Origin of the sequence: Bradyrhizobium sp. OAE829 (genome assembly GCF_040546575.1) — a bacterium.
Classification (GTDB): domain Bacteria; phylum Pseudomonadota; class Alphaproteobacteria; order Rhizobiales; family Xanthobacteraceae; genus Bradyrhizobium.
In genome coordinates this window covers 3,870,361-3,893,164 of sequence record NZ_JBEPOE010000001.1, presented here as the reverse complement: position 1 = coordinate 3,893,164, position 22,804 = coordinate 3,870,361, and the positions used below count along the sequence as shown (strand labels likewise).

General features: G+C 58.2%; 17 protein-coding genes and 1 pseudogene. 6 read left to right on the top strand and 12 right to left on the bottom strand.

What is annotated here, in order from left to right; translation table 11 throughout:
- Window positions 1-94: 94 nt before the first annotated feature.
- The 3 genes from ABIE49_RS18970 (at window position 95) to ABIE49_RS18960 (ending at window position 5,914) form a co-directional block, all read left to right on the top strand.
- Window positions 95-4,324 (top strand): GAF domain-containing protein, encoded by a 4,230-nt coding sequence (locus ABIE49_RS18970; protein WP_192735634.1) that lies wholly within the window; start codon window positions 95-97, stop codon window positions 4,322-4,324.
- Window positions 4,321-4,716 (top strand): response regulator, encoded by a 396-nt coding sequence (locus ABIE49_RS18965; RefSeq protein WP_192735633.1) that lies wholly within the window; start codon window positions 4,321-4,323, stop codon window positions 4,714-4,716. Before ABIE49_RS18970 ends, ABIE49_RS18965 begins: the two co-directional genes overlap by 4 nt.
- A gap of 226 nt (window positions 4,717-4,942) precedes the next feature.
- Complete coding sequence (locus tag ABIE49_RS18960) at window positions 4,943-5,914, top strand: dienelactone hydrolase family protein (RefSeq protein WP_192735632.1); 972 nt, start codon at window positions 4,943-4,945, stop codon at window positions 5,912-5,914.
- Between the two features lie 136 nt (window positions 5,915-6,050).
- Here ABIE49_RS18960 and ABIE49_RS18955 read toward each other — a convergent pair whose 3' ends face one another.
- Window positions 6,051-6,485, bottom strand: coding sequence for a hypothetical protein (locus tag ABIE49_RS18955; RefSeq protein ID WP_192735631.1), 435 nt, complete (start codon window positions 6,483-6,485; stop codon window positions 6,051-6,053).
- Window positions 6,486-6,794: 309 nt separating this feature from the next.
- Window positions 6,795-7,909: pseudogene (locus tag ABIE49_RS18950) on the bottom strand (transposase).
- A gap of 531 nt (window positions 7,910-8,440) precedes the next feature.
- On the opposite strand from ABIE49_RS18950, the gene ABIE49_RS18945 reads away from it, so the two are divergent.
- A complete protein-coding gene (locus ABIE49_RS18945) occupies window positions 8,441-8,848 on the top strand; it encodes a hypothetical protein (protein ID WP_192735630.1) in 408 nt (135 codons plus the stop codon).
- 194 nt (window positions 8,849-9,042) lie between these two features.
- On the opposite strand, the gene ABIE49_RS18940 is transcribed toward ABIE49_RS18945, so the two are convergent.
- From ABIE49_RS18940 to ABIE49_RS18930, 3 genes are all read right to left on the bottom strand, one after another.
- Entirely contained in the window at window positions 9,043-9,342 is a 300-nt protein-coding gene (locus ABIE49_RS18940; RefSeq protein ID WP_192735629.1) for a hypothetical protein, read from the bottom strand.
- A gap of 204 nt (window positions 9,343-9,546) precedes the next feature.
- Window positions 9,547-10,533 (bottom strand): ABC transporter substrate-binding protein, encoded by a 987-nt coding sequence (locus tag ABIE49_RS18935; RefSeq protein WP_192735628.1) that lies wholly within the window; start codon window positions 10,531-10,533, stop codon window positions 9,547-9,549.
- A gap of 233 nt (window positions 10,534-10,766) precedes the next feature.
- Window positions 10,767-12,377: a winged helix-turn-helix domain-containing tetratricopeptide repeat protein gene (locus ABIE49_RS18930; protein ID WP_192735627.1), complete on the bottom strand. Its 1,611-nt coding sequence runs from the start codon at window positions 12,375-12,377 to the stop codon at window positions 10,767-10,769.
- Between the two features lie 139 nt (window positions 12,378-12,516).
- Between ABIE49_RS18930 and ABIE49_RS18925 the strand changes: the two genes are divergently transcribed.
- Both ABIE49_RS18925 and ABIE49_RS18920 read left to right on the top strand, forming a co-directional pair.
- Entirely contained in the window at window positions 12,517-13,311 is a 795-nt protein-coding gene (locus tag ABIE49_RS18925; RefSeq protein ID WP_192735626.1) for a class I SAM-dependent methyltransferase, read from the top strand.
- Between the two features lie 23 nt (window positions 13,312-13,334).
- Window positions 13,335-13,574 (top strand): hypothetical protein, encoded by a 240-nt coding sequence (locus ABIE49_RS18920; protein ID WP_192735625.1) that lies wholly within the window; start codon window positions 13,335-13,337, stop codon window positions 13,572-13,574.
- Between the two features lie 1,004 nt (window positions 13,575-14,578).
- On the opposite strand, the gene ABIE49_RS18915 is transcribed toward ABIE49_RS18920, so the two are convergent.
- The 7 genes from ABIE49_RS18915 to ABIE49_RS18885 all read right to left on the bottom strand — a co-directional run bounded on the left by ABIE49_RS18915 (window position 14,579) and on the right by ABIE49_RS18885 (window position 22,673).
- Entirely contained in the window at window positions 14,579-15,565 is a 987-nt protein-coding gene (locus ABIE49_RS18915) for an ABC transporter substrate-binding protein (RefSeq protein ID WP_192735624.1), read from the bottom strand.
- A gap of 194 nt (window positions 15,566-15,759) precedes the next feature.
- Window positions 15,760-16,719: an ABC transporter substrate-binding protein gene (locus tag ABIE49_RS18910; RefSeq protein WP_192735623.1), complete on the bottom strand. Its 960-nt coding sequence runs from the start codon at window positions 16,717-16,719 to the stop codon at window positions 15,760-15,762.
- A 153-nt stretch (window positions 16,720-16,872) separates the two neighbouring features.
- Window positions 16,873-17,850, bottom strand: a complete 978-nt coding sequence (locus tag ABIE49_RS18905) for an ABC transporter substrate-binding protein (protein WP_210337220.1) — start codon at window positions 17,848-17,850, stop codon at window positions 16,873-16,875.
- Between the two features lie 205 nt (window positions 17,851-18,055).
- Window positions 18,056-18,487 (bottom strand): ion channel, encoded by a 432-nt coding sequence (locus tag ABIE49_RS18900; protein WP_192735621.1) that lies wholly within the window; start codon window positions 18,485-18,487, stop codon window positions 18,056-18,058.
- A gap of 488 nt (window positions 18,488-18,975) precedes the next feature.
- The gene (locus tag ABIE49_RS18895; protein ID WP_192735620.1) at window positions 18,976-20,007 is read right to left on the bottom strand and encodes an IS110 family RNA-guided transposase; all 1,032 of its coding nucleotides are present in this window, start codon (window positions 20,005-20,007) and stop codon (window positions 18,976-18,978) included.
- Window positions 20,008-20,112: 105 nt separating this feature from the next.
- The gene (locus ABIE49_RS18890) at window positions 20,113-21,093 is read right to left on the bottom strand and encodes an ABC transporter substrate-binding protein (RefSeq protein WP_192735619.1); all 981 of its coding nucleotides are present in this window, start codon (window positions 21,091-21,093) and stop codon (window positions 20,113-20,115) included.
- Between the two features lie 140 nt (window positions 21,094-21,233).
- Window positions 21,234-22,673, bottom strand: coding sequence for an IS1182 family transposase (locus tag ABIE49_RS18885; protein ID WP_192735618.1), 1,440 nt, complete (start codon window positions 22,671-22,673; stop codon window positions 21,234-21,236).
- Window positions 22,674-22,804 lie beyond the last annotated feature (131 nt).

The following is a 22,804-nucleotide window of genomic DNA, read 5'->3' as shown; positions in this document are numbered from 1 at the left end:
ATTAGCGGACGTCAGCTGGGCTAGCCGGGCGACCAGCGACACAGCCCAATCCGCCCCTTCCTGAAGGACGGTTTAGCCCGTTAAGATGGCCTTCTTGACCCTGGGGGCGGATATGGCGCGGCCATCAAGAACGGGCGGCAAGATAAGCGAGGCGAAAGCCCGCAACGCAAGCCCAGCAAAGGGCCGCAAGACCACCAAGACCAAGCCCCGCATTGCGCCAGCGGCCACTCGAGTTAAGCGTCGTCCAGTCTCCGGTCCGAGCAAGGACCTAAAGGAAGCCCGCGAGCAGCAGGCGGTGACGGCCGAGATATTGAAGGTGATTGCCAGCTCACCGAACGACGTGCAGCCGGTGTTCGACGCCATTGTAGCGAGCGCCAATCGGCTGATCGGCGGCTTCTCGGCCGGGGTATTTCGCCTTGTCGACGGCATCGTTCATCTGGCGTCGTACACCCCGGTCAGTCCGACTGCGGATGAGGCTCTAAGGGCCTCATTCCCGCGCCCGGTCGCGGAACTGCCCTATTTCGATCTGGCGAAGGACGGCGAGGTGTCCCAGGAGGCTGACACCGAAACCAGCCGTGACGACCGCCTGAAGAATCTGGCGCGCGCCCGCGGTTTTCGCAGCAGGCTGCTCGCGCCGTTGATGAGCAACAAGACACAGATCGGTGTCATCGCGGTCACCCGAACGAACCCCGGTCCGTTTGCCGCGCATCAGGTCGAGTTGCTGCAGACCTTCGCCGACCAAGCCGTGATCGCCATCGAGAATGTGCGCCTGTTCAACGAGACCAGGGAAGCACTGGAACGGCAGACCGCCACCGCCGACGTGCTCAAAGTCATTGCGTCGTCACCAACTGATCTGGGGCCTGTTTTTCAAGCCATCGCTGATCGATCGAACCGACTTCTGGCTGGCCATTCCACGGCTGTTGCCAGGTTTGTAGACAACGTTGTCGAACTATCCGCCTTTACGCCCGTGAACCCTGATGCTGATGGCGCACTGCAGGCGGCTTTTCCAAGACCTTTGTCAACTTACCCGCTCTTCGAGTTGGCGCGAGACGGCGAGGTAGTGGAGATCGCAGACAGCGAATCCGAGCTCGGCGCGCAGGCTGGGTTGACCATGCTGGGCCGTGCTCGGGGTTATCGAAGCCTTCTCATAGTTCCTCTTGTTGGGAACAATGGCACGATCGGGCTGATCAGCGTAACCCGTAAAGAAACGGGACATTTTGCGGCAAACCATGTGCAACTGCTCAGGACATTTGCGGATCAGGCAGTTATCGCCATCCAGAACGTGCGCTTATTCGAAGAGGTGCAAGCACGGACCAACGACCTCACAGAGGCTCTGCAGCAGCAGACCGCCACCGCCGACGTACTCAAGGTCATCAGCCGCTCGGCATTCGATCTTCAGAACATTCTCGACACCCTGATCGAGTCAGCTGCTTTGCTTTGCACCGCAGAACGGGCAACCCTAGTCCATCAACAAGGGCAGACGTATGTCAGGGCGGCTTTGCACGGCTTTTCGAAGGAAGCAGTTGCGGAGATGAAAAACTCCGCGGTTGACCTGAAAGCTGGCACCATTGCGTCGCGCGCGCTGCGACAATGCGCAGTCGTTCACGTTGCGGATGTCAGTGCCGACCCGGACTATCCAGAAACGGCAGCTCTAGTTTTGGGAGGTGTTCGCACCGTACTAAGCGTTCCGCTGGTGCGCGACGGTCGGCCAATAGGCGCGATCACGCTGAGCAGAACTCGAGTTGACCCTTTTACGCCGACGCAGATCGACCTGATCCGGACCTTCGCCGACCAGGCGGTGATCGCCATCGAGAACGTCCGCCTGTTCGACGAGGTGCAGGCAAAGACCCGCGATCTGTCGGAATCCTTGCAGCAGCAGACCGCTACCGCCGACGTGCTCAAGGTTATCAGCCGCTCGGCGTTTGACTTAGGTTCGGTCATGAACACGCTAACACATTCGGCTGCCGAATTGTGCAAAGCAGAGATTGGCGCACTCTACCTTCGCGAAGGTGATGTTCTTGTCGCGCGCGGCGTCGCCGACGCTGATCCGGAACAGGTCGATTTTCTCCGACGAACGCCGCTACAGAACGACAGCTCAACCTATGTTGGTCGGACCATTCGTGCAGGCGCAATCCGCAATATTGCTGACGTTGCAAACGAGACAGAGATCGGCCTTCTCAAGAGGTTCAGCGAAGCTCTGGGTTTCAGGTCCATTCTGTTTGTCCCTTTGATGCGCGAGGGACGTGGAATTGGTGTCTTTGCCCTGGCCCGCAAGCGAACGGGACAATTCTCGCCGCGCGAAGTCGATCTAGTCCAAACCTTCGCCGACCAAGCCGTGATAGCGGTAGAGAACGTCCGCCTATTCGACGAGGTGCAGGCAAAGACGCGCGACCTCACGGAGGCCCTGACCTATCAGACCGGTAGCGCCAACATCCTCAAGGTGATCGCGTCCACTCCGACCGATGTCGGACCGGTGCTCAACGCGATTGTTGAGAGTGCTTGCGAACTTTGTGAAGCCTATGATGCCGTACTTGTCTTAAAGCAAGGCGACGAGTTGTGGGTTGGAGCGCATCACGGCGAGGTACCGCTGAATCGAACGAAATGGCCGACTGATCGCAGCACCTTATCTGGGCGATCGATTGCTGACGGGTTACCGGTGCATGTCCATGACATCACCCTTGAAGGTGCGGAATTCCCCCTCGCACGCGAAATGGCGCTCCGATACGGAGGTCGCAGCGTATTGGCGGTCCCAATGCTTATTGACGGGGAGAGCATCGGCGCGATCGTACTTCGCCGCACCGAAGTGCAGCCATTCGGCGACAAGCAAATCGCCCTGCTGCAAACCTTTGCCGATCAGGCCGTGATCGCGATCGGCAACGTCCGCCTGTTCGAGGAAGTGCAGGCCAAGACGCGCGACCTGGAAGAATCCCTGCAACAACAAACAGCCACCGCCGACGTGCTTCAGGTCATCAGTTCGTCGCCGGGCGATCTGGCACCCGTGTTCGACAAGATGCTGGAGAATGCAATTCGGGTCTGCGGCGCAGAATTCGGGTCGATGAATTTGAGTGAGAACGGTGGAATGCGGCCGGCCGCGCAATACAACGTGCCCGACGAATATGCCGCGGCTCGGAGCGACCATGTTTTTGTGCCGCATCCGCAGAGTCCGTTGGCCAGGGCAATCAGCACCAAGCAGGTAGTCCACTGGGCCGACTTGCGAACAACCGAGGGCTATCTCGAGCGCTACGCCCGGACGGTTGAATTGGTCGAACTCGCAGGCGCCCGTACGGTCGCCATCGTGCCGATGCTTCGCGACGACGAAGTGATCGGTGCGATAACGATCTTTCGCAACGAGGTGCAGCTGTTCAGCGACAAACAGATCGAACTCCTGAGCAATTTCGCCAAACAGGCGGTGATTGCCATCGAGAACGCGCGGCTGCTGAAGGAATTGCGCCAGCGCACCGACGACCTCTCAAAATCCCTCGACGAACTCCGCACGGCGCAGGATCGCCTGATCCAGACGGAGAAGCTCGCCTCACTCGGCCAGCTCACCGCCGGGATCGCACACGAGATCAAGAACCCGCTCAATTTCGTCAATAATTTCTCGGCCCTGTCTGGCGAGTTGATCGAAGAGGTTAACGATGTGCTGTCGGATGTCCCGCTCGATCCGAAGAAGCGCGAGGTGCTCGACGAGTTGATGCAGACGCTGAAGAGCAATCTTGAAAAGGTCGTGCAACACGGCAAGCGCGCTGACTCCATTGTAAAGAACATGCTGCTGCATTCGCGTGAAGGCTCCGGCGAGCATCGTGCCGCGGATATCAATTCGCTTCTCGATGAGAGCCTCAATCTCGCCTATCACGGCGCGCGCGCGGAAAGAGGCGAGTTCAATATTACCCTGCAGCGCGACTTCGATGCAGACGCGGGCATAATCGACGCGTTTCCGCAAGAGATCAGCCGCGCCTTCCTCAATCTGATCTCGAACGCTGTCTATGCTGCGACCAAGCGCAAGTTGGATGGCAAGGAACCCGGTTTTGAACCAATCCTCCGGGCCACAACGAAAAACCTCGGCAGTACCGTGGAGATCCGTATCCGCGACAACGGCAGCGGTATCCCGTTGGAGGTGCAGCAAAAGATGTTCAACCCGTTCTTCACGACCAAGCCAGCCGGCGAAGGAACCGGCCTCGGTCTTTCGATGACACACGACATCATTGTCAAGCAACACGGCGGTAGGATTGAGGTCGCGACCGAATCTGGGCAGTTCACAGAGTTCACCATCGTGCTGCCGAGAAAGAGTAATGTTTCAGGCACGGATCGAGGCAAGCCGTGAGCGTTCTGGTTCTTGTGGTCGACGACGAGCCTGACGTCGAGCCGTTGTTCCGCCAACAGTTTCGGCGCGACCTGCGTGCACAGCGCTTCGTCATGGACTTTGCCATTTCAGCAGCGGATGCGCTGACGCGAATCGCCGACCCCATCGAGCAAACCCTGATATTGATTCTCTCGGACATCAACATGCCAGGCATGACCGGACTTGAGATGCTGCCAAAGGTCAGGGAAATGCGGCCCGAGGTGCCAATTATCATGATCACCGCCTACGGCGATCCTGAAACCAAACGAAAGGCGCTAGAGGGCGGCGCGACTGGACTGCTGACTAAGCCCATCGACTTCACCTTGCTGCGGTCGGAGATTGACAGCCGCCTCCAGCCTGGACCTGCGAGCTAGTTGGACGATGTTTGCTTGTGGCACGTTTTCGACATGCCGGGCTCGTTCGGCGATGTCCGTTCCCGGGGGTAAACCGGAAGTAGTCGCCCGACGGCCAAGCCGACGCTTTTTGACCCGACTCGGACTTTGGCGCAGTAAGCCTTTCGCGACGCAGCATCATCGTTTTGCGTGGAGGGTTCCACTAGCGCATGATAAGGTCCGCAATGTTGGTTGGCGGGAGGCAACAATGTGGAGGAACGCGGGCACTATCATTGCTGGCTTGATGCTCTGTATGCCAATGGCGCATGCTCAGTTTGCTCGGCAGGACTTCATTCCGATACCGATTGAGGACATGACCGAGGCGGAATTCCTAACTGGGCAAAAGGGCAGGATTGTTACGGTTGCTGGGGCGCTCCGTCTCCCGAAAATCGGTGCGAAACTTCCTGTAGTTGTGCTGCTGCACGGTGGGAGCGGCATCGGCGGATCCAAAAACTATGTCGAAGTGTGGGCATCCGTTCTGAACACGGCCGGGTATGGTACGTTCACGGTGGACAGTTTCACCGGACGCGGCGCTTTTTCGCCTGCTGACGTGCGCATTCCGTTCGGAACGGTTGCCCCGATCCCGCGGACTATAGATGCGTACCGCGCGCTGCAGGTTCTCGCGAAGCATCCGGGCGTCGATCCAACTCGGATCGTCCTGATGGGATTTTCGCACGGCAGTCATGCTGCCCTCTACGGCAATACCGAACGCTTCCAAAAGCAATATGGCTCGCCGGATCTCCAGTACGCGGCATACATTTCTGTCTACGGTATCTGCATTACCAGATTTCGCGGTGACGAGGGTCTGACGAAGCCACTTCTCATGCTGCACGGGGTCGCCGACGATTGGGTGCCGATCAGCAAGTGCCGCGAGTATGCGGCGCGGCTACAGAAAGCCGGACGGAAGGTGAGCCTCATCGAGTACGCGGACGCACATCATGCGTTCGACGCGCCGTTCCTCCCTGCCGAGGTCAAGGTTTCCGATGGCAACTCGGTCATCAACTGCTCGCTCGAAGAGGGCGAGAATGGAGCCATCTTGAACGCCGTCTCGAAGCAGCCCCTCACACCGCAAGACCCGTGCGTGCGCAAAGGCCCGACGGCAGGCTACAACGAAGCAGCGATGAAGAAGGCGCATGAGGACGTGAAGGCGTTCCTCTTGGAGGTGTTCGCACAAAAATAGCGGGGGTTGAATGGCCACGTCCTGCGTAGAAACCATCGAGGCAGCTTGGTCTGTTGTTGGGCACTTTTCGGACATGGCGCGATGTCCGAGTTGAGTCCACTTTCTGGGGTAAAGCGGAAGTTGGAATTCCGGGTGGTCAGGGCAGCTTTTGATCCACAACAGGCTTCGCATATGGACGCGCCGGTCGATTATTGATGTGTGGGGTGGCCTTGCTCTCGCAAAGTGTTAAGGTTCCGGGCATCGGATTGCGCGTGTTCTTAGTAGGCCCGCCATGCGCCGCAAGGATTTCACCACCTTTGCTACGCGTGCGGCTGCTGGTGTGGCCGCGAGCAGCCTCATTCTCGCTGCCAACTCCGCCATAGCGCAGCAACATCACCATCCACCGCGAGATCAGGCCATCCATGAGCGGTTTTATTCCACCTGGATGATGCCAGACAATCGCACCGTGCCATGTTGCGACAACCAAGACTGTTCGCCAGCAGAATCTAGGGTTGAAGACGGTAATTGGGTTGCCCGCAAAGTCGGCGGTGACGGCTATTGGACCGTCGTTCCGTCGGCGAAAATCGAGCATGATCGCGAGAGTCCTGACGGCCGTAGCCACCTCTGTAGCCGGCGGGTTACCTGGCCCTGGGCTTTGAAGCTTGGCCTCGGGGATGTCGTGTTTTGCTTTATTCCTGGTGCAAGCTTTTGATCGGAACCTTGTCCGCCCACGCCGACGGGTTAATCTAAAACCTGAGCCTCTTCCGCTGTTGATGCACTTTCCGAACCTGCCGAGGCGGCCCGATGATGTCCGCTCCTGAGGGGATTGTGTTGAAGAAGTCGGCGTCCCAAATGTTTGGGATGTTGCAAGGAATTAGGGCGCACGTGAGTTTGTTTGCTCTCAGGCCGGCATTGGGCCACGCAGCGGGATCAGCTTTGCCAGTTTTCGGAGGTTCTGGGCGGTGGCAGCCAGCAGGAACTCGTCCTGAGCACCAAATGGACCTCTCAGCCTGAGCCGATCGAGGCGCAGGATGCGCTTCAGATGCGCGAACAGCATTTCGATCTTCTTCCGCTCACGGCGCGACCTGACATAGGCATCGGTCTTCGCGATGTCGCGCGCAACGTCTCGGGCCTGTTCGTGGATTGAACGCGGGACCTTGCGGGCAGGCATTTTCGGACAACACCGCGGCTTCAGTTCGCAAGCATCGCAGTCATATTTGCTGGCGCGGTAGAGCAGTGTTGCCCCATCATTCACCAGAGTTCCGGTAGAGCTCAGTACCTTGCCGGCTGGACAGACGTAGAGATCGTGTTCCTGATCGTAGGCGAAGTCTTCGCGGGAGAACGTCCCATCGTCCCGGGCCGACTTGTCGAACACCGGAATGTGCGGCTCAATCCCGTGCTCTTTAACCAGCCACCCCAGCATCTCGGCTGAGCCGTAAGCACTGTCGGCGGCCAAGCGCTCGGGACAGAGCCCGAAGCGATCTTCGGTGCGCTCAATCATTGTGCGTGCCGCACCGACCTCGGCCTGCCGGATAGCTCGCGTCGCCTCGACATCGACGATAATCGCGGCCTTCAGGTCGATCAGGTAGTTGTCGGCGTAGGCAAAGAAGGCATGCCCTTTGTGAGCGCCGGTCCATTGCGCGGCCGGATCCGACCTGGAGATGAACTTCGGTACCGTCTCGCTGGCTGCGCCCCAGGCAGCCTCATCCAGGGTATCGAGATATTCCCGGACGGATCGGCGCGTCCTGGCGACGGCCTCCCAGTCGACATCGTCAGACCCGGCAGCAGAGCGCTGCTTGTTGGCATCGGCGGCAATCAGGCTGGCATCGACACGAGCAGTTCGGGATCAATCGAAGGCCGGCCCGTCGAGCTATAAAAAGGCGCCAGATGGCCTCGAACCTCTGACAAATCGACAAAGCGATCAATCGACCTCAGCAAATGGCCGGTTGGAACATGTCGCTCAAGTGAGAACTCGTAAAACAGTGCCGCCTGATCGACCTGCCGAGGACCCATCATCGATTCAAATCTCCACCCACTAAGGGGAAATGAATCAGCGATCTCCTTCGGCTTCAACAGTCGCGTTTTTCAACACAATCGGTCAAAATCGGAAGTGGCGACCGGCCGCTTCGATGTCCGCTTCGCCCCCCACAACCGACATCACGCACCCGCAATCCGATGTCCGAAAAGTGCCAACGGACCTCGGCCCGCCGATGCGTCAGGTCCGTTTTACCCCCAGAAGCAGACTTCGGCAGGCCACACGCTCAGGTCCGTTCAGTGCCGCCATAGGCGGGCTCATGCACCGCAACAAACGACGTTCAAATGATGTAGTGGTTTACTCGAACACCTCGTCGGTGCGGGCGAGTAAGCGTGAACTCTAGCTCGGCATCATTCCGCTGACTCCGCGCGGCAGCCGATACGTCTGAAATGTGCCAGGCGCAGAACAATTTCTCGGGCATTTCGCGACGTTTGGCCTCACCCCTAATTTGTGAACCTCCAGTAGCCGAAACATACCTACTCACAAGCGGTAACCGTTCGCCCGGAGGCATCATGGGGCGGTATTGCGTAGCGCTGATCGAGTGCGGGATCTCGCGAATCGCTGTTAGTGCGGCTATCGCGATGATGATGTCGCCGGCGCCGGGACGCGATCTCGAGGGTCGCTATAGGAATTCACCGCTCCACGAGTGGTTCGAGAATCTGGCGAGCGGTAAGGGCCTCTGCTGTTCGTACGCCGACGGCCATGCCATCGAAGACGCCGACTGGGAAGCTGCGGACGGCCACTACCGCGTGCGACTACCGAAAAACGCCAACTCCAAAGAGATGATCTGGGTCGATGTGCCAGACGATGCCGTAATCAAAGTGCCTAACAAGGCCGGGCGCACTATGGTCTGGCCGGTCTACAACAACCTCTATCCAGACATATCTATCCGGTGCTTTATGCCAGGGAGCATGACTTAGATTGGCGGGCGATCTGGTCGCTAACGCCTTTCCGCTCGGCCGACGGCGGTCGATGCCGAAGGGGCGAGCATAATACCGACGCGGTCAAAACGATTGCGCTTGGCGGCGTCGGCACATTGCTGCCGGTCAGGACCGCCGCGGCCGATGCGGCTCACAGAACCTCGAAAGCAACGCCCGCAACTCTCAGCGGAGCCTCAGAGATCGATGCTGACCGCGATGTTACGGCCCGTCAATTCGGCAAAGGTAGCTGTGTGCGCGTACAGCTTTGTGAATGCTTCGTCCTTTGCCAATGCCTCCTGTACCTTTCCGTACACTTCCCAACTGGAATAGCGCGTAGAGATAAGGAACTCCCCGGCCCACATACCGGTGTGAAATCGGGAAAGTCGAAGAAATTCAGCACCGTGCTTTTCGAAGATTGCCTTCGCTTGCTTGGCGGTCTTGATCATGTCCTCAGGTTTGTCGCTCTTGAAGCGTGTAAATTGTACAATAGCCATGACCTAATCCCTCCGTTGAGCCCCCATGGGTAGGTCTAGGAGTGGCGGCAGAGGTTCACAGGAAATCCCTATGATGCAAGGTCCGGGTTAGGTCAAAAGCGCCGTTTTGGCCCTCTGCCGATGACTTCCGGTTTACCCCCATCAACAGACATCTCCCGGGTCGGTCGGCATGTCTCAAAGTGCCAATACCGGAAGTGACAAGCCTTACTCGATCACCTCGTCGGCGCGGGCGAGAATCGACGGCGGGACTTCAATACCAAGTGATTTCGCGGTCTTGAGATTAATGGTCATCAGATATTTGGAGGGCTGCTCAATAGGAAGGTCGGCCGGCTTGGCACCCCTGAGAATTCGATTGACATAGTGAGCACCAAGACGAGCCAAGGCGAGCATGTCAGGGCCATAAGAGATTAATCCGCCTGCCTGCACATTGTATTGGAACAGGTAGATCGACGGTATGCCTGCCTGCGACGCAAGATCGGGCACGCGGTTCGGAGGGTTATTAAGGATCGGGTCACCGACTACGTACAAAGCCTCCGCACCGTGGGCTTTTGCGGTGGCGATTGCGGCAGGAATTTCCCCAGCTTCGCGCACCTCGATAAAGTCGAGCTCAAAACCGAGAGTGGCGGCCGAAGGTGGCGCGTCCCTTGGGAATAACAGCTGATGGATCTCGTTTGCGGGGTTGATGAAAGCTGCCAAACGTTTCGCCTGTGGCAAGAGCTCTCGAAGAATGCCAAGCACCTTCCCGTTAAATTCGCCAGGAACCATTGTGGCGACACCCGTCAAGTTTCCGCCAGGGCGAGCAAGGCTTTGCACAAGTCCCATGCCGACCGGATCGGCGACGTAGAGTATCACGATTGGTATCTCGGCGGTCGCGTCCTTAACGGCGCGCGCGGCCGGAGGAGCGAAGGCGACGATGAGATCAGGTTTCGATCGCACAAGATCGGCGGCGAGCGCCGGCAGCCGATCGTAGCCACCACCCGCTTCCTTACACTCGATGACGATGGTCGTACCCTCGATCCAGCCGAGCTTGCGAAGCTCGTCCGATAGAGCGTTGCCAATCGGCCCCGGTGCACACGAGTTGGCGAGCATCCCTACGTGCGGCACTCTCCGGACGGCTTGAGCTGTGGCGGCCGACGCAAAGGCAAGCAGCACAACGAGAAGGACGGACATGGTAGCGGTAAATCGTTTCATTGATCACCGTGTCGGCGCTGAGGAGGATTTCGTAGCTTGCGCCGCCGAGCGCCATGACCCCGAGAGGTCCGAGCTATAGCAGCTTCAGAGCCGACCGGCGATCTAATGTCCGAGTTGGGTCAAAGTGAGAAGTGGGTGGCCTTCAACCGGCAGGTCGGCTTCACCCCCAACTTCGGACAATGGCGTTGCACCGCGCAAACTGATGTTTGTGCCCATTAACGGACATTGGATGATCAGCTCATTGGCATTCCGGCCTCTTGCAGGCCACTGTAGATACGGTCCCGAAGCGCCAAATAGCCCGGGTGTTGCGAGTAAGCCATGCGTCGCCAGCCCGCGACGGTCTTGATGCGCGCGTCTGGCAGCGAGAGATAACGCGCCAATTGCTCACGGGCCTCCTTCTCGTTTCCAGTCAGCGCAAGGGCAGCAACGAGGTACCCCGACGCAGCCGGGAATTCCGGATTGTTTGCCACTGCCTGACGAAGGCAGGCAACCGCGAGATCGTCTTCGTTCAGCATGATATGCGCCAGTCCCTCCTGAGTGTGAAATACGTAGAGATAAGGATCAGGCGGGCTCAGGCGTTTAACCTTTCTTGCGTGTTCAATGGCGTTCGCGGGCAAGCCAAGCATGAGGTTGGCCTGGCACAGGACAAGATAACTGGGAATGAAGCCAGGATTCAGCCGCAGGCTCCTTTCGGCTTCGATCAGCGCTTCCTCGGCGCGGCCCTGCGCGACGAGCAGGCGCGCCTTAGCATGATGCGCATGGTAAGAATTCGGGTCGGCGGCAAGTGCACGGTTCACCAGCTCTTCGCTTAACCTGATGTCGGCATCGCGATCGACGCTCTGCATGCCGGTGACCCGCATCGTTGTTCGTTCCGCCAGGATTCCGAGAGCGCGAACGTTGTTCGGGTCGATCGCAAGTGCGCGCTCGCAAAGCTGGAAACCTTGCTCGGACTCGCGCCGGCTTGGCCCATAACGGAGATAATTGGCCTCAGCTGCCAGAGCGAGATCCTCCGCACTGCAAAGTTCGACCGCACCGGGTGAGGTTCTGGCGCTCTCCAGCGCGGTCAGTTCGATTTGCAAGGCGCGGGCGAGACGCGTCACAATCTCGTCCTGCGCCTGCAAAGGATCGACGTAGCTGGCGTCGAAGCGCTCGGCCCACAAATGCGCGCCGGTGTCGACATCGATCAACTGAGCGCTGACGCGCACGAGCGAACCGGTATGCTGTTCGCTGCCTTCGAGCACGTAGCGCACGCCAAGCTCCTGGCCGATCTGTCTGACGTCAAGGGCCTTACCCTTGTAGGTCATAGCAATGCGGCGCGCGATGACGAAGGCATCTCGAATTCGAGACAGCAAGGTCGTCAGGCCATCGGTGATCGCATCGGCAAGATGGTCGTCCGTGTGACCGCCGCTCAGATTGACGAACGGCAGCACGACGAGAGAGAAGCGCCCTCCGTGGGATTTTCCGCCGGACGGGCTGCGGGCATGGCTGCGAGCGACGCCTTCGTCAGATACTTGATCCGGTTTCCCAGTCGAAACCGGGGCCTCAAAGACGTACCCGCGTCGGGTCACAGTCCTGATGACGGTTTGATCGCCATCCTCAAGGGCGAGCCGGATGTCGCTGATGCACCGTGTCAGCGATTCGTCCGTCACGGTCACATTCGGCCAGACCGTTTCAATGATTTCATCCTTGGGGACGAGGCGTCCGGCGTTCTCCACGAGAAAGCGCAGGACTTCGAAGCTCTTGGGTCGTAATTCGACTTCCCGATTATCGGTGCGCAGGCATCCGCGCCTGAGGTCGAGGATGAACTTTCCGAAACTGAAGCTTTTCCCGCTGGCGACTTGCATCGAAGTACCGAGGTGCTCCTTCAGGACAATTTCAGCATCTTTTCAGGGTTTCGGGACCCTCCGTTCAGGGCCCGGGTGAAGCGATCTTATAGCGTTCCGGGATCAAAGCTACCTGCGAAAACCTGCTCACGAGGCACTCATGACGGAAGCATTGAACTATCGGGCTCAAGCAGCCGCCGGCTACGACGGCATGTTCGCACAGGTCACGACCCATTTTGCACCCACCTTGCTGCGAGCGGCTCGTTTAGCGCCGGAAATGGACGTTCTGGACATTGCCACAGGCACCGGGCTCGTAGCCGAAGCCGCCCTAGACGTGATTGGCCCCACGGGCCGCATTACGGCCGCCGACCTCTCGCCCGCCATGGCCGAGAAGGCGCGGGAGCGCCTCGGCCAATCCGACAACGCGTCAGTCGCCGTGGAAGACGGACAGGCGCTTTCATTTCCCGATGCAAGCTTCGATGCGGTGGTGTGCAGTCTTGGTCTGATGTTCTTTCCTGACCCGCCGCGCGGTCTCGCCGAATTCCATCGCGTCTTGCGGCCCGGCGGGCGGGCTGCTGTTTCCGTGAATACCGTGCCGGAACGGTCCTACAATACCCGCATCAACCTCGCCATTGCGCGCTATGTGCCGTCGTTGGCGGAGGCTGCCGCTCGCATATTTTCGCTTGGTAATGAACTGAAATTAGCATCGCTGTTCGAGAGCGCAAATTTCCGCGACGTGGAGATCACCACAGAAACCAGAACTTTCAAGCTGCCTTCCTTTGCCACGTACTTCGAGCCTATCCAGCGAGGCGCGGGGTCGCCAGGGCAGGCATTTATCTCGCTGCCGGAGGCAGTCCGCTGCGCCGTGCGCGAGGAACTCCGCTGCGAGCTCGGCGATGCCGGCGGGCCCATTGAAGTAGAGGTCGAGTACCGGTTTGCGAGCGGGCTTCGATAAACCGAGCCCTGAGGAGTATTGCGATGGACAAGAGATCACAATGGCAGTCTCAAACCTCTGTCATGGAAGACAAGCCCTTGTCAGCAGACCCGGCGCTCCGCGAGGACCGTAGTAATGATTTTCCGTTCTTCTATGCGAACTGTTGTCTTGGTTTCTTTCCAGTGGATCCCCTCGATTATCAGGCGTTTGCAAAAGGACAATTGATAGCTATGGCAATCTTTGTCCCTGCTGCGATGGGGCTTTTCATTTTTTGCGCCTCGTAAAGCCTTCGTCAAATCGCAATGAAATTGGAAGCGTTGTGCCTACGCAAGAGAAGCGAGCCATTCGGACGCCGCTCCGGAGCCTGCGATAGACGTCCGGAACTTCCGCTTTGGGTCGGTCAAACTGAGAAGTTCGGACGCACGCGGAAGGTCGTCAAGCGCGGCTGTCAGGTCCGAAACGCGCGCCTTCTGAGGAAGCCGGGAACGGTGATGTCCCTTGAACGCCTATGGAGATTGAGGCGTTGACGCGATACTCGTTGATCCAGCACGTCCATTTTCCAAGCGCATTCCTAGCCGGATTTGCGTTTTGGGTAAGTTGGCTCGCGACCCGTGAATTTGGTGATGATTTCGCGCGGCTCGTATACTCAACCGCGTTCGCAAGCTGGGTAGCAGTCGGGTCGGGTATCACAGCGTTTATATTATTTAGGTGTGAGGAAGGGCGTACCAACGACCATGGCGTTCGCAGTCCCTGCAATAACGCGGAGCCCGGTCGCCCGCGCAGACGACGCGCGTGAAGCAAAGCCATTCCACGTTGGTACCGCACGAATTTTGACTAACGGTTTCATAGCCGACACCAAGCTCAGCTAAACCTCACCGCTTTCAGCAGCGACTCCAAGGCAGCAAGCATGGCATCGTCGCAGTCCCTTTTTTGGCATGCAAATCCGAGGGGCTCAAATTCACGGTTGTTGATCAGAATTTACCAGCTTCCGGTGAATGGACTTCGCGGGACGGACCGTGCATCCGGTGAACAACGCTCCTTTGAGGACCGATGTGCGCGCGCCGTCGCATCCAACGTCCCCAAAGACAAGGTTGCGGCAATATAACCGCCTAACCCCCTCACTTGGAAGGTGCCAAAGAGCCGGTCCGAGTTGAATTACTTTGGGAGCGAGCGAATGTCCGCATGGGAAAACTGGGAAGTCCGGACCTGCAACCGGGAGGTCGGCTTTGCCCTCAATTCAAAGGCCATTGGCATGCCTCAAACGTCCCCACACCAGACTTCATCCGCCTCACTCAGTTACATTGTTAGCGCGCAGTAGGATCGATGTCGGCAGCTCGATATTCAAGGCCTTTGCGGTCTTGAGATTGACAGCGAATTCAAACTTAGTGGGCTGTTCTACCGGCAGGTCGGCGGGATTAGCGCCGCGAAGGATCTTCGCAACGTGGCTGGCACTTTGGCGATACATGGCAATGTTATCCGCCCCGTAGGACATCAGGCCACCGGCCTCAGTGTACGCCCGGAAGATGAACATCGAGGGCAGGCGATGGCTCATCGCAAGTTCCGTCAACCGCTCGTTTTGTCGAGCAAAAAACGGGCTCGATAGGACCAGCAAAGTCTGCTGATCGGCGTCTGTAATGGATCGGAATGCAGCCTCGAAATCGTAAGGCGGATTTTGCATCTTCAGGGAATGAATTTGCAGGCCCAGTAGTTTGGCACGCCGCTCCGCTGTGCTGAACTGATTGGCCGAAATATCGTCCCAGAACACCGCCAATCGCTTCCTGTTTGGAAATGCTTCCGTCAATAGCTCGACCTGCTTCTCGGCCAATTCAGTCTGCCGCAAAAAGACGCCCGTAACGTTGCCGCCGGGCTTGGCCAAGCTCGTCACATAACCCAAAGCAATAGGATCAAAATTGTTGGCTACGAACACTATTGGAATTGTTCGGCTGGCGGAGATGCAAGCTTTCAACGACGGCTCTGCTCCAAGCGCCACAAGCGCATCAACATTCAAGCTCACCAGTTCCTTGGCGTCGGCAGAAAGAGCCGCCAGATTCTGCTCCGTCGGACGATGCTCTACTATCAGATTTTGCCCTTCATCAAAGCCAAGCCTGCGTAACTCCTCGACAAAAGCTCGATATGCGGGGCCCATAACAGGGTTGTCCGTGGCAGCACCAAGAACGCCGATACGCGCCCGTTTTGCAATCTGCTGCGCGTACAGTGGGGACGCCCATGGGACAGACATCCCAGCCAGAAGCGCAATGAAACCCCGCCGATGCATCACTGATCGCGCCTCCGACGCTGTCAGCGGGAGCGTATGCGATTTTACGGTACCGGTCCAAGCGGCCAAATGTCCGCCCCGGGTCAAACTCGGACCTCAGCGCTGCGTTGACGAGGTCCGCATTTCCCCCCGGGAACGGACATTGTCCGCGTCAGCGGCGAGGTTCGATAACTGCCAACGGGGACGTGCACCGTTCATTCGACGACCTCGTCCGCACGAGCGAGAATGGTGGGAGGCATCTTCAAATTGAGCGCATCCGCTGTCCGCAAATTAATCACAAAATCGAAGGCAACCGGTCCTTCAATCGGTAGATCACCCGCCGGGATGCCCCGAAGTATTTGAGCAACAAAGGCCGCCGTTCGACGACGAAGTTCGGCATTGACTGGCCCGTAACTGAGCAAGCAGCCCTCACGCGCCATATAGTCCCACTCGCACATTGTCGGAATGCCGATCCGAGTTGCGGCGGTTGACAAGATGGCCGCATCCCGCGCGAAGTCAGGTGCGGACGCAATTAACAGCGCTTCGACACGCTCGGCGCGCATTCGCTCGAAAGCCGGGGGATAATCCGTTGGGTCATCAGCGTAAAAGTAATGCAATTCGAGCCCGAGCTTTTTCGCCCGGTCGGACAAACCTTCCGTATTTCGGTCATGTCGCGGCGGGCGTCCCCTGAGTACGGCGATCCTCCTCGTCGTTGGAACGGCTTCTTGCAAAATTTCGAGCCGTTTTGCATCGAGTTGGTCAGAAAGCATCATAAGCCCAGTGACGCGTCCACCGGGCCGAGAGATACTTGTTGCTAGCCCCGCTTTTACCGGGTCGCTACCGATAAATGACATCACGACTGGAACTGTGGAATCCTCCTCTAGAATGGGGCGGATTGCGATTTCTGAAACGGCGATTACAACGTCGGGACGGGTGCGTACGAGGGTACGAGCTAATTCTGCCATCTTTTCAGGCGTGCCGAAGCGCTCCTCAACTGCAAGGTTTTTCCCCTCAATGAAACCTCGGCGGGCCAGTTCGGGAAGGGTGTATTGCCTAACGAGGGAAATCGAGGTTTCGCTCGGAGCAATTACTCCCAGACGAAATACGCGAACTGACTCCTGCGCGGTCGCAGACCCCGCGACCACGACCATCGCCATCGCCAGCAGCAACTTCATCTAATTACCCCGTTAGTTTGTGAGACATGTCATCCCGAAGTACTGTGGGCCAAATTATTTGAAGAGCAAAATCAAACGACCCCTTCGGGTCACAGGCCAACCCAGGGAAGCCCAGTGTAACGTCCGCTAAGCCAAACCAGGAAATAGCCCATCCTATTCAATCACCTCGTCGGCGCGGACGAGCAGCGAAGGTGACATGCTTATGCCGAGTGCCTTCGCCGTCTTGAGGTTCAAAACGAACTCGAATTTGGTAGGCCGCTCTACTGGGACATCAGCCACGCGGTCTCCGCGCAGTATCCGATCTGCAATTTGAATGGCCCGTGGGAAATACTCCTCCTGCTTTGGCCCGTAGCTCATCAAAATCCCATCCTTCGTCGGGGAACGAAGGAATGTCATGGTCGGAAGGCCGTGCAATTGCGCGGCTGTTGCATATCTGGCCGAGGCCGTGACAAAACCCGGAAATGTTAGCAGGATGATCCCGGTCCGCTTGGGTCCAGCAAGGACTGAAAAGCTCTTTGCGAAGTCATCCGTAGTCGAAGTTTCCAGAACAATAGCTTCGATGCCCAACGCACGGGCCGCCTCAAGGGCGACGTCTAGCTGGGTACGACCCATTGAAGGCTGCCAAGCCAACGCTATGCGTTCAATGCCCGGTATCGCCTCCCGCATCAGTTCAATCCATTTGGTAGCTAACGAGGGCAGGTCCAAGAAGAGGCCGGTTACATTGCCGCCAGGCCGGGCAAAGCTTGCTACCAAGCCCGTTTGAACAGGGTCGGTCTCCATATCGATGGCAACTATCGGTATGGTCTTAGTAGTTGCAGCGGCCACGCGGACCGCGTCCGCCCCCACCACCACCAGCACGCCCACATCCTTTTCGATGAGGTCGTTAATTACCGCCGACAGGCGTACCAGATTTCCCTCGGCGGAACGCGCTAGGACAGTTTCGCCCTCGACATAGCCTAAACGCATCCATTCCTTGCGCAGTATCGCGAATGTCACATGGCTTGGGCTGATCGTAACCGGGTGCACGTATCCGATTTTGCCCTTTCGGGTTTGTGCCGGAAGCGGCTCGACCGCGAGCGGACACGCGGCAGCGGCTCCAACAAATAATGTTATGAACTCGCGACGTCTCATGCCCACCAAGCGAACCGGTTCCCACCGAAAATATCACACCCCAAGCGCTATGTCTGTGTTTCAGCGCGACGAAAAGCGAATCCGACCATGTCGCCAATGGTCAGCACTTGGGTTTGACTGGATCACATCCGGTGAACGGATATTATCCCGTTCTGCTTGGCCCGCACACTCAAGGCGGCCCAGTAAGGGAAATCAACCTCGCGCCTTAGGTTTCAGGGTGCAGAGGCCAAAGACGGTCCATCACAAAGTAGGTGAACGAGGTAGACCACGCGATCAGAAATAGACCGTTGATTCCTTCGATACCTGAAATCAGACGGAGTGCGCCAGCCGGATAAACGTCCCCAATCCCCATTGTGGAATACGATGTCGCAGAGAAGTAGAGAAAATCTGCGAAGTGCTCTTCGACCTGCCCCTGCAATGATCCGAAGCCAGCTTTGTAAATGACAAAGAAAGCCCCAGCATACAGCCATACCTCAATCGTATGTGCCACAAAGCAGCCGAGCACCACGACCAGCACCTTGAGACGAACCGCTATTGGCAGACTGGGGACATAGGCCGACATCAGCCGCAGCACCTCGTAGTGGACAAGAATGTTGACCGTTACCAAGAATGCAGAAATTGCCATGGCTGCGAACATGAGTGTTTTCGCTCCTAGCGGTCGCGCGTCTTTCCGTCGTGGAAGGCGCCAGAATTCTGGCCGCGCGGGTTTGGCCAATGCCGGATAGCAATGGTAACAGCACGCTTGCAGGTGAGTAAGCGTCGTTATCCCACGTCTGTTGTGGGTCAAAAGCTGCCCTCGCGATCCTAGAATGGGACTTCCGTTCCTCCTCCGACAACGGACATCGCCTGCCGAACCGGCCATGTGTGGACGGCTCCGGTTTGGCAAGAGCTTTCTTCACGGTTTTGCAGCATTGGTCGTTGCAGCCATGTGTTCGGCCTTTTGATGCGGTTCATATGACCGCTGGCCATAATGCCCTCCGCGGATCAGGTCCCTACCAACAACTCGCATTCAAGAATGCCTTGGCACATGTGGGTTGTCCTGATCGCCGGATCGACCGGCTCTGCATTATGTGCTGTTCGCCCTCCCAACCTTCACATCACGCCAGTTGCCCGACGCGATCTCGTTTATCGCGCAAGCGCGACGGGTTCTTTGTATCGCTCGCCCGTGGCCATCATGGCCCAGACCATCCGCGCGATCTTGTTTGCGAGCGCGATAGCCGCAACCTTAGTCGGCCGCCTGGCCAACAACGCCGTAAGCCAGGGCCGATGTTTGGTTCCATGGACCTTGGCGTAGCGGATGACAGAAAGCGCGCCGGCCACGAACAGGCCGCGCAGATAGCGGTCACCTTGCTTGCTTATATTGCCTAGCCTGTTCTTACCTCCACTGGAGTGCTGTTTCGGCACCATACCGATCCAGGCCGAGAAGTTGCGCCCTGATCGAAAGGACTTTGGATCAGCAACGGCAGCGACCAAAGCGGTGGCCAGTACCGGACCGACGCCGGGGGCTGCCTCGAGCCTCATGCTCATCTCGTTGGCTCGGTGCCAAGCCCTGATCAGCCGGTCGAACTCCAGTATCTGCTTCTTGATGCTTTGCAGTTGATCCCCGAGTGCTGAAAGACACGCACGAGCTATGTCCGGAACTCGCTTGTCGTTCGGATCGGTGACAACATCGAGCAGTTCCTCGACACCGTGACGACCGACCGGCGCAACGACCCCGAACTCGGCAAGATGGGCTCGGATTGCATTGATCACCGAGGTCTGCTGGCGGACGAACAAATGGCGGGCGCGGTGCAGCACCAGACCGCTCTGCTGCTCGGCGGTCTTGGTCGGCACGAACCGCATGTTGGCCCTGGTGACCGCCTCGCAAATGGCCTCTGCGTCAGTCGCGTCATTCTTCTGTCGCTTGACGTACGGCTTCACATAGGCCGGCGGCATCAACCGCACGGTATGACCCAGTGCCTGGAGTTCGCGCGACCAGTGGTGCGCCGAGCCGCAGGCTTCGATACCGACCAGACATGGCGACAGCTTCTGAAAGAACGTCAGGACATAGCGACGCCTCAGCTGCCGGCGAACAATCACCTGTCCGCCAGCGTCAACGCCGTGAACCTGGAAAACCGACTTGGCGATATCTAAACCGATTGTCATTATCGTCTGCATGGCTCGCTCCTCTGAATCGCGGGAGCCTTAACAGCCCCCACATCCATGGCACGCATGTGCCGGTGGAGGAGCCGTCCACAGCATCAATATCGGAAGTCAACGAAGTCATTCGATCACTTCGTCGGCGCGCGCGAGCAAGAAAGGCGAGGCGGCAACGCCGAGCGCTTTGGCGGTCTTCATGTTGATTACAAGCTGGAGTGTCGTGACCTGCTGCACCGGCAGGTTTTCGGGTTTTTCGCCATTCAGAACCCGGCCAAGATAGTCGCCTAATTGTCGGTAAGCCTCTGGATAATTAGTTCCGTAACTCGCCAATCCTCCGCGAGCGGCGAATTCCCGGCTTGGATACACTGCAGGTATTTTGTGCCGGGCCGCCAGATCAACAAGTGCTGTTTGGTTCGAAAACATAAACGCGTCAGCCGAAACCAACATCGCGTCGGCCTTCGCACTTACAATCTTTGCGAAAGCTCCCTCGAAATCATCCGGACGGCTCGCCTCAACAAACAGCAGCTCCACACCCAACGCAGTGGCTGCTGGTTGCAATTTCCCGATGCGGTCATGATCTGATACGAGATTTGTTGAACTGCGAAGGTACGCGACGGACTTCGCCCTCGGTACCAACTCGCGAAGGAGCTCCAGGCGCTTGGCCAGCACCTCTGTATGTAGAACGGAAATTCCGGTGGCGTTGCCCCCCGGTCGATTGAGGCTCGCGACAAACCCACTTGAGACCGGGTCAAAGCCCGTGAAGAAAATGATTGGAATGGATGTGGTGGCAGCCTTGGCTGCAACGATTGGCGGTCCTGCCGGTGCAACGATCACGCTCACCCGCCGCTGAACCAGATCGCCGACCAGCGCTGCTAGCCGATCCTCCTGATTGTCGGCTGCACGATATTCAAAAGCTAGATTTTGACCTTCGACATAGCCCATCTCGGCCAATCGACGTTGGGCCGGGGCCAAGGATGCCCGAGTTCTCGGGAGCGATTCAAGTGCAAGAACGCCAATAACCCGTGTAGCCGCCTGTTGCCCCTGTGCTGCAAGAGGCCATACCGCAGCGCCGCCAACAAGCCCGATAAACTCGCGTCGTTTCATGGCCAATCCAGTCCCCGACAGCTCCAACCGATGGTATGCAATTTTCGTCACGGGTCCAGTGGCGTAATGTCCGCTTGGGGTCTTGGTCGTGTAAAAACGCCCTTCCAAGGAATTCGGTGACAAGTCAGGCCGGTTCGGTCTCAGGCCACGATCGCAGCCATCAACGGCTTGGTCCCGACGATGTTCATGACCCGTGTCATATTGTAGGCGAGGACCGAGAGCGCCATCTCGGCGGCTACTTTTGGAAGCGTTTTGGTGAGGAAGTGTGTCGCTCCCATGCGGGCCTTCATCGTGCCGAACGGATGCTCGACCGTCTCGCGACGCAGGCGCATGGCTTGTGGGTTTGCATCAAGGCGCTGCTGCACAGCGTCGAGCAGATGCTCATGCTCCCATCGTGGAATCCGCCGCTCTGGCCCTGTCGTGCACCGCGATTTAAGCGAACAATCTTGACAGGCTGTTGTCCAGTAGCGCCGTAGCCGCTTGCCATCCTCCTCGCTCGTAAAGCGATATGGCAGTTGCTCCCCGGCTGGACAGCGATAGGCGTCCTCTTCTGCCAAATAGACAAAGTCCTGCTTGCCGAAGCGGCCATCTGACTTGGCACCCGACGTCTGCGGTTTGGGCAGAGTTACCGTGATGCCAGCCTCGTGACACGCGAGGATCTCCAGGCTGCTGAAGTAGCCGCGATCGGCAACGGCCTCGAGCGTCTCGGTCTCGAGAACAGCCTTGGCCTGCTTGGCCATATTGGCCAGTTGAGCCCGATCTGAGCCGCTGTTCGTTACCTCATGCGTCACAATCAGATGATGCTCGGTATCCACGGCGACCTGCACGTTGTAGCCGACGACGCCGGAACCACGCCCGCTCGTCGCCATCGAACGGCTGTCGGGATCGGTCAGTGAGATTTGCTGGTCAGGCGAAGCGAGCATCTGCTTCTCGTAAACGGCAAGCTTGCCCATCTCCTCCTTCAGCTTCGTCAGCTTCTCGGTAAGCCTCGTTACCTTCGCGGCCAGCGCCTCCGTCGGCTCCTGCCGGTCGGCCGTGTCAAGTTGGCTCAGATAGCGCGCGACACTCTCCTCCAACTGGGCACGCCGCCGTTCCACCTTCGCCCGCGTGAAGTTCTTGTCCCGATTGTTCACGGCCTTGAACTTGCTGCCATCGATGGCAACGCTCGCCGTCGCAAGGAGTCCCATCTCGCGGCAGAGTTCGACAAAGCGCGCACATACCCTGCGCAGCGCCAGGCCGTTGTCTTTGCGGAAGTCCGCGATCGTCTTGTGATCAGGTGCGAGCCGACCCAGCAGCCACATGACCTCGACATTGCGTCCGGCCTCGCGTTCGAGCCGCCGGCTCGACTGCACTCGGTTCAGATAGCCGTAGATATAAAGCTTGAGGAGAACCGAGGGGTGGTACGATGGCCGGCCAGTCGCTGCCGGCTCCACCCCCTCAAAGCTCATCTCGGCCAAATCGAGCCCATCGACAAACACGTCGATCACGCGAACAGGGTTACTCTCGTCAATGAAATCGTCGAGGCATTCGGGCAATAGCGTCCTTTGCCCACGATTCGCCCCTTCAACGAAGCGCCTCATCGATTCCTCCCGCAGAATCACGAGAGAATCATAACAGCAGCGCGGCGTTTTCACACAGCCAGGGTCATTCGCGTCGTTTTGACCACCCGCTGGCGACTTCCGATCTAGCCGCGGAAGCGGACATCCTCGCG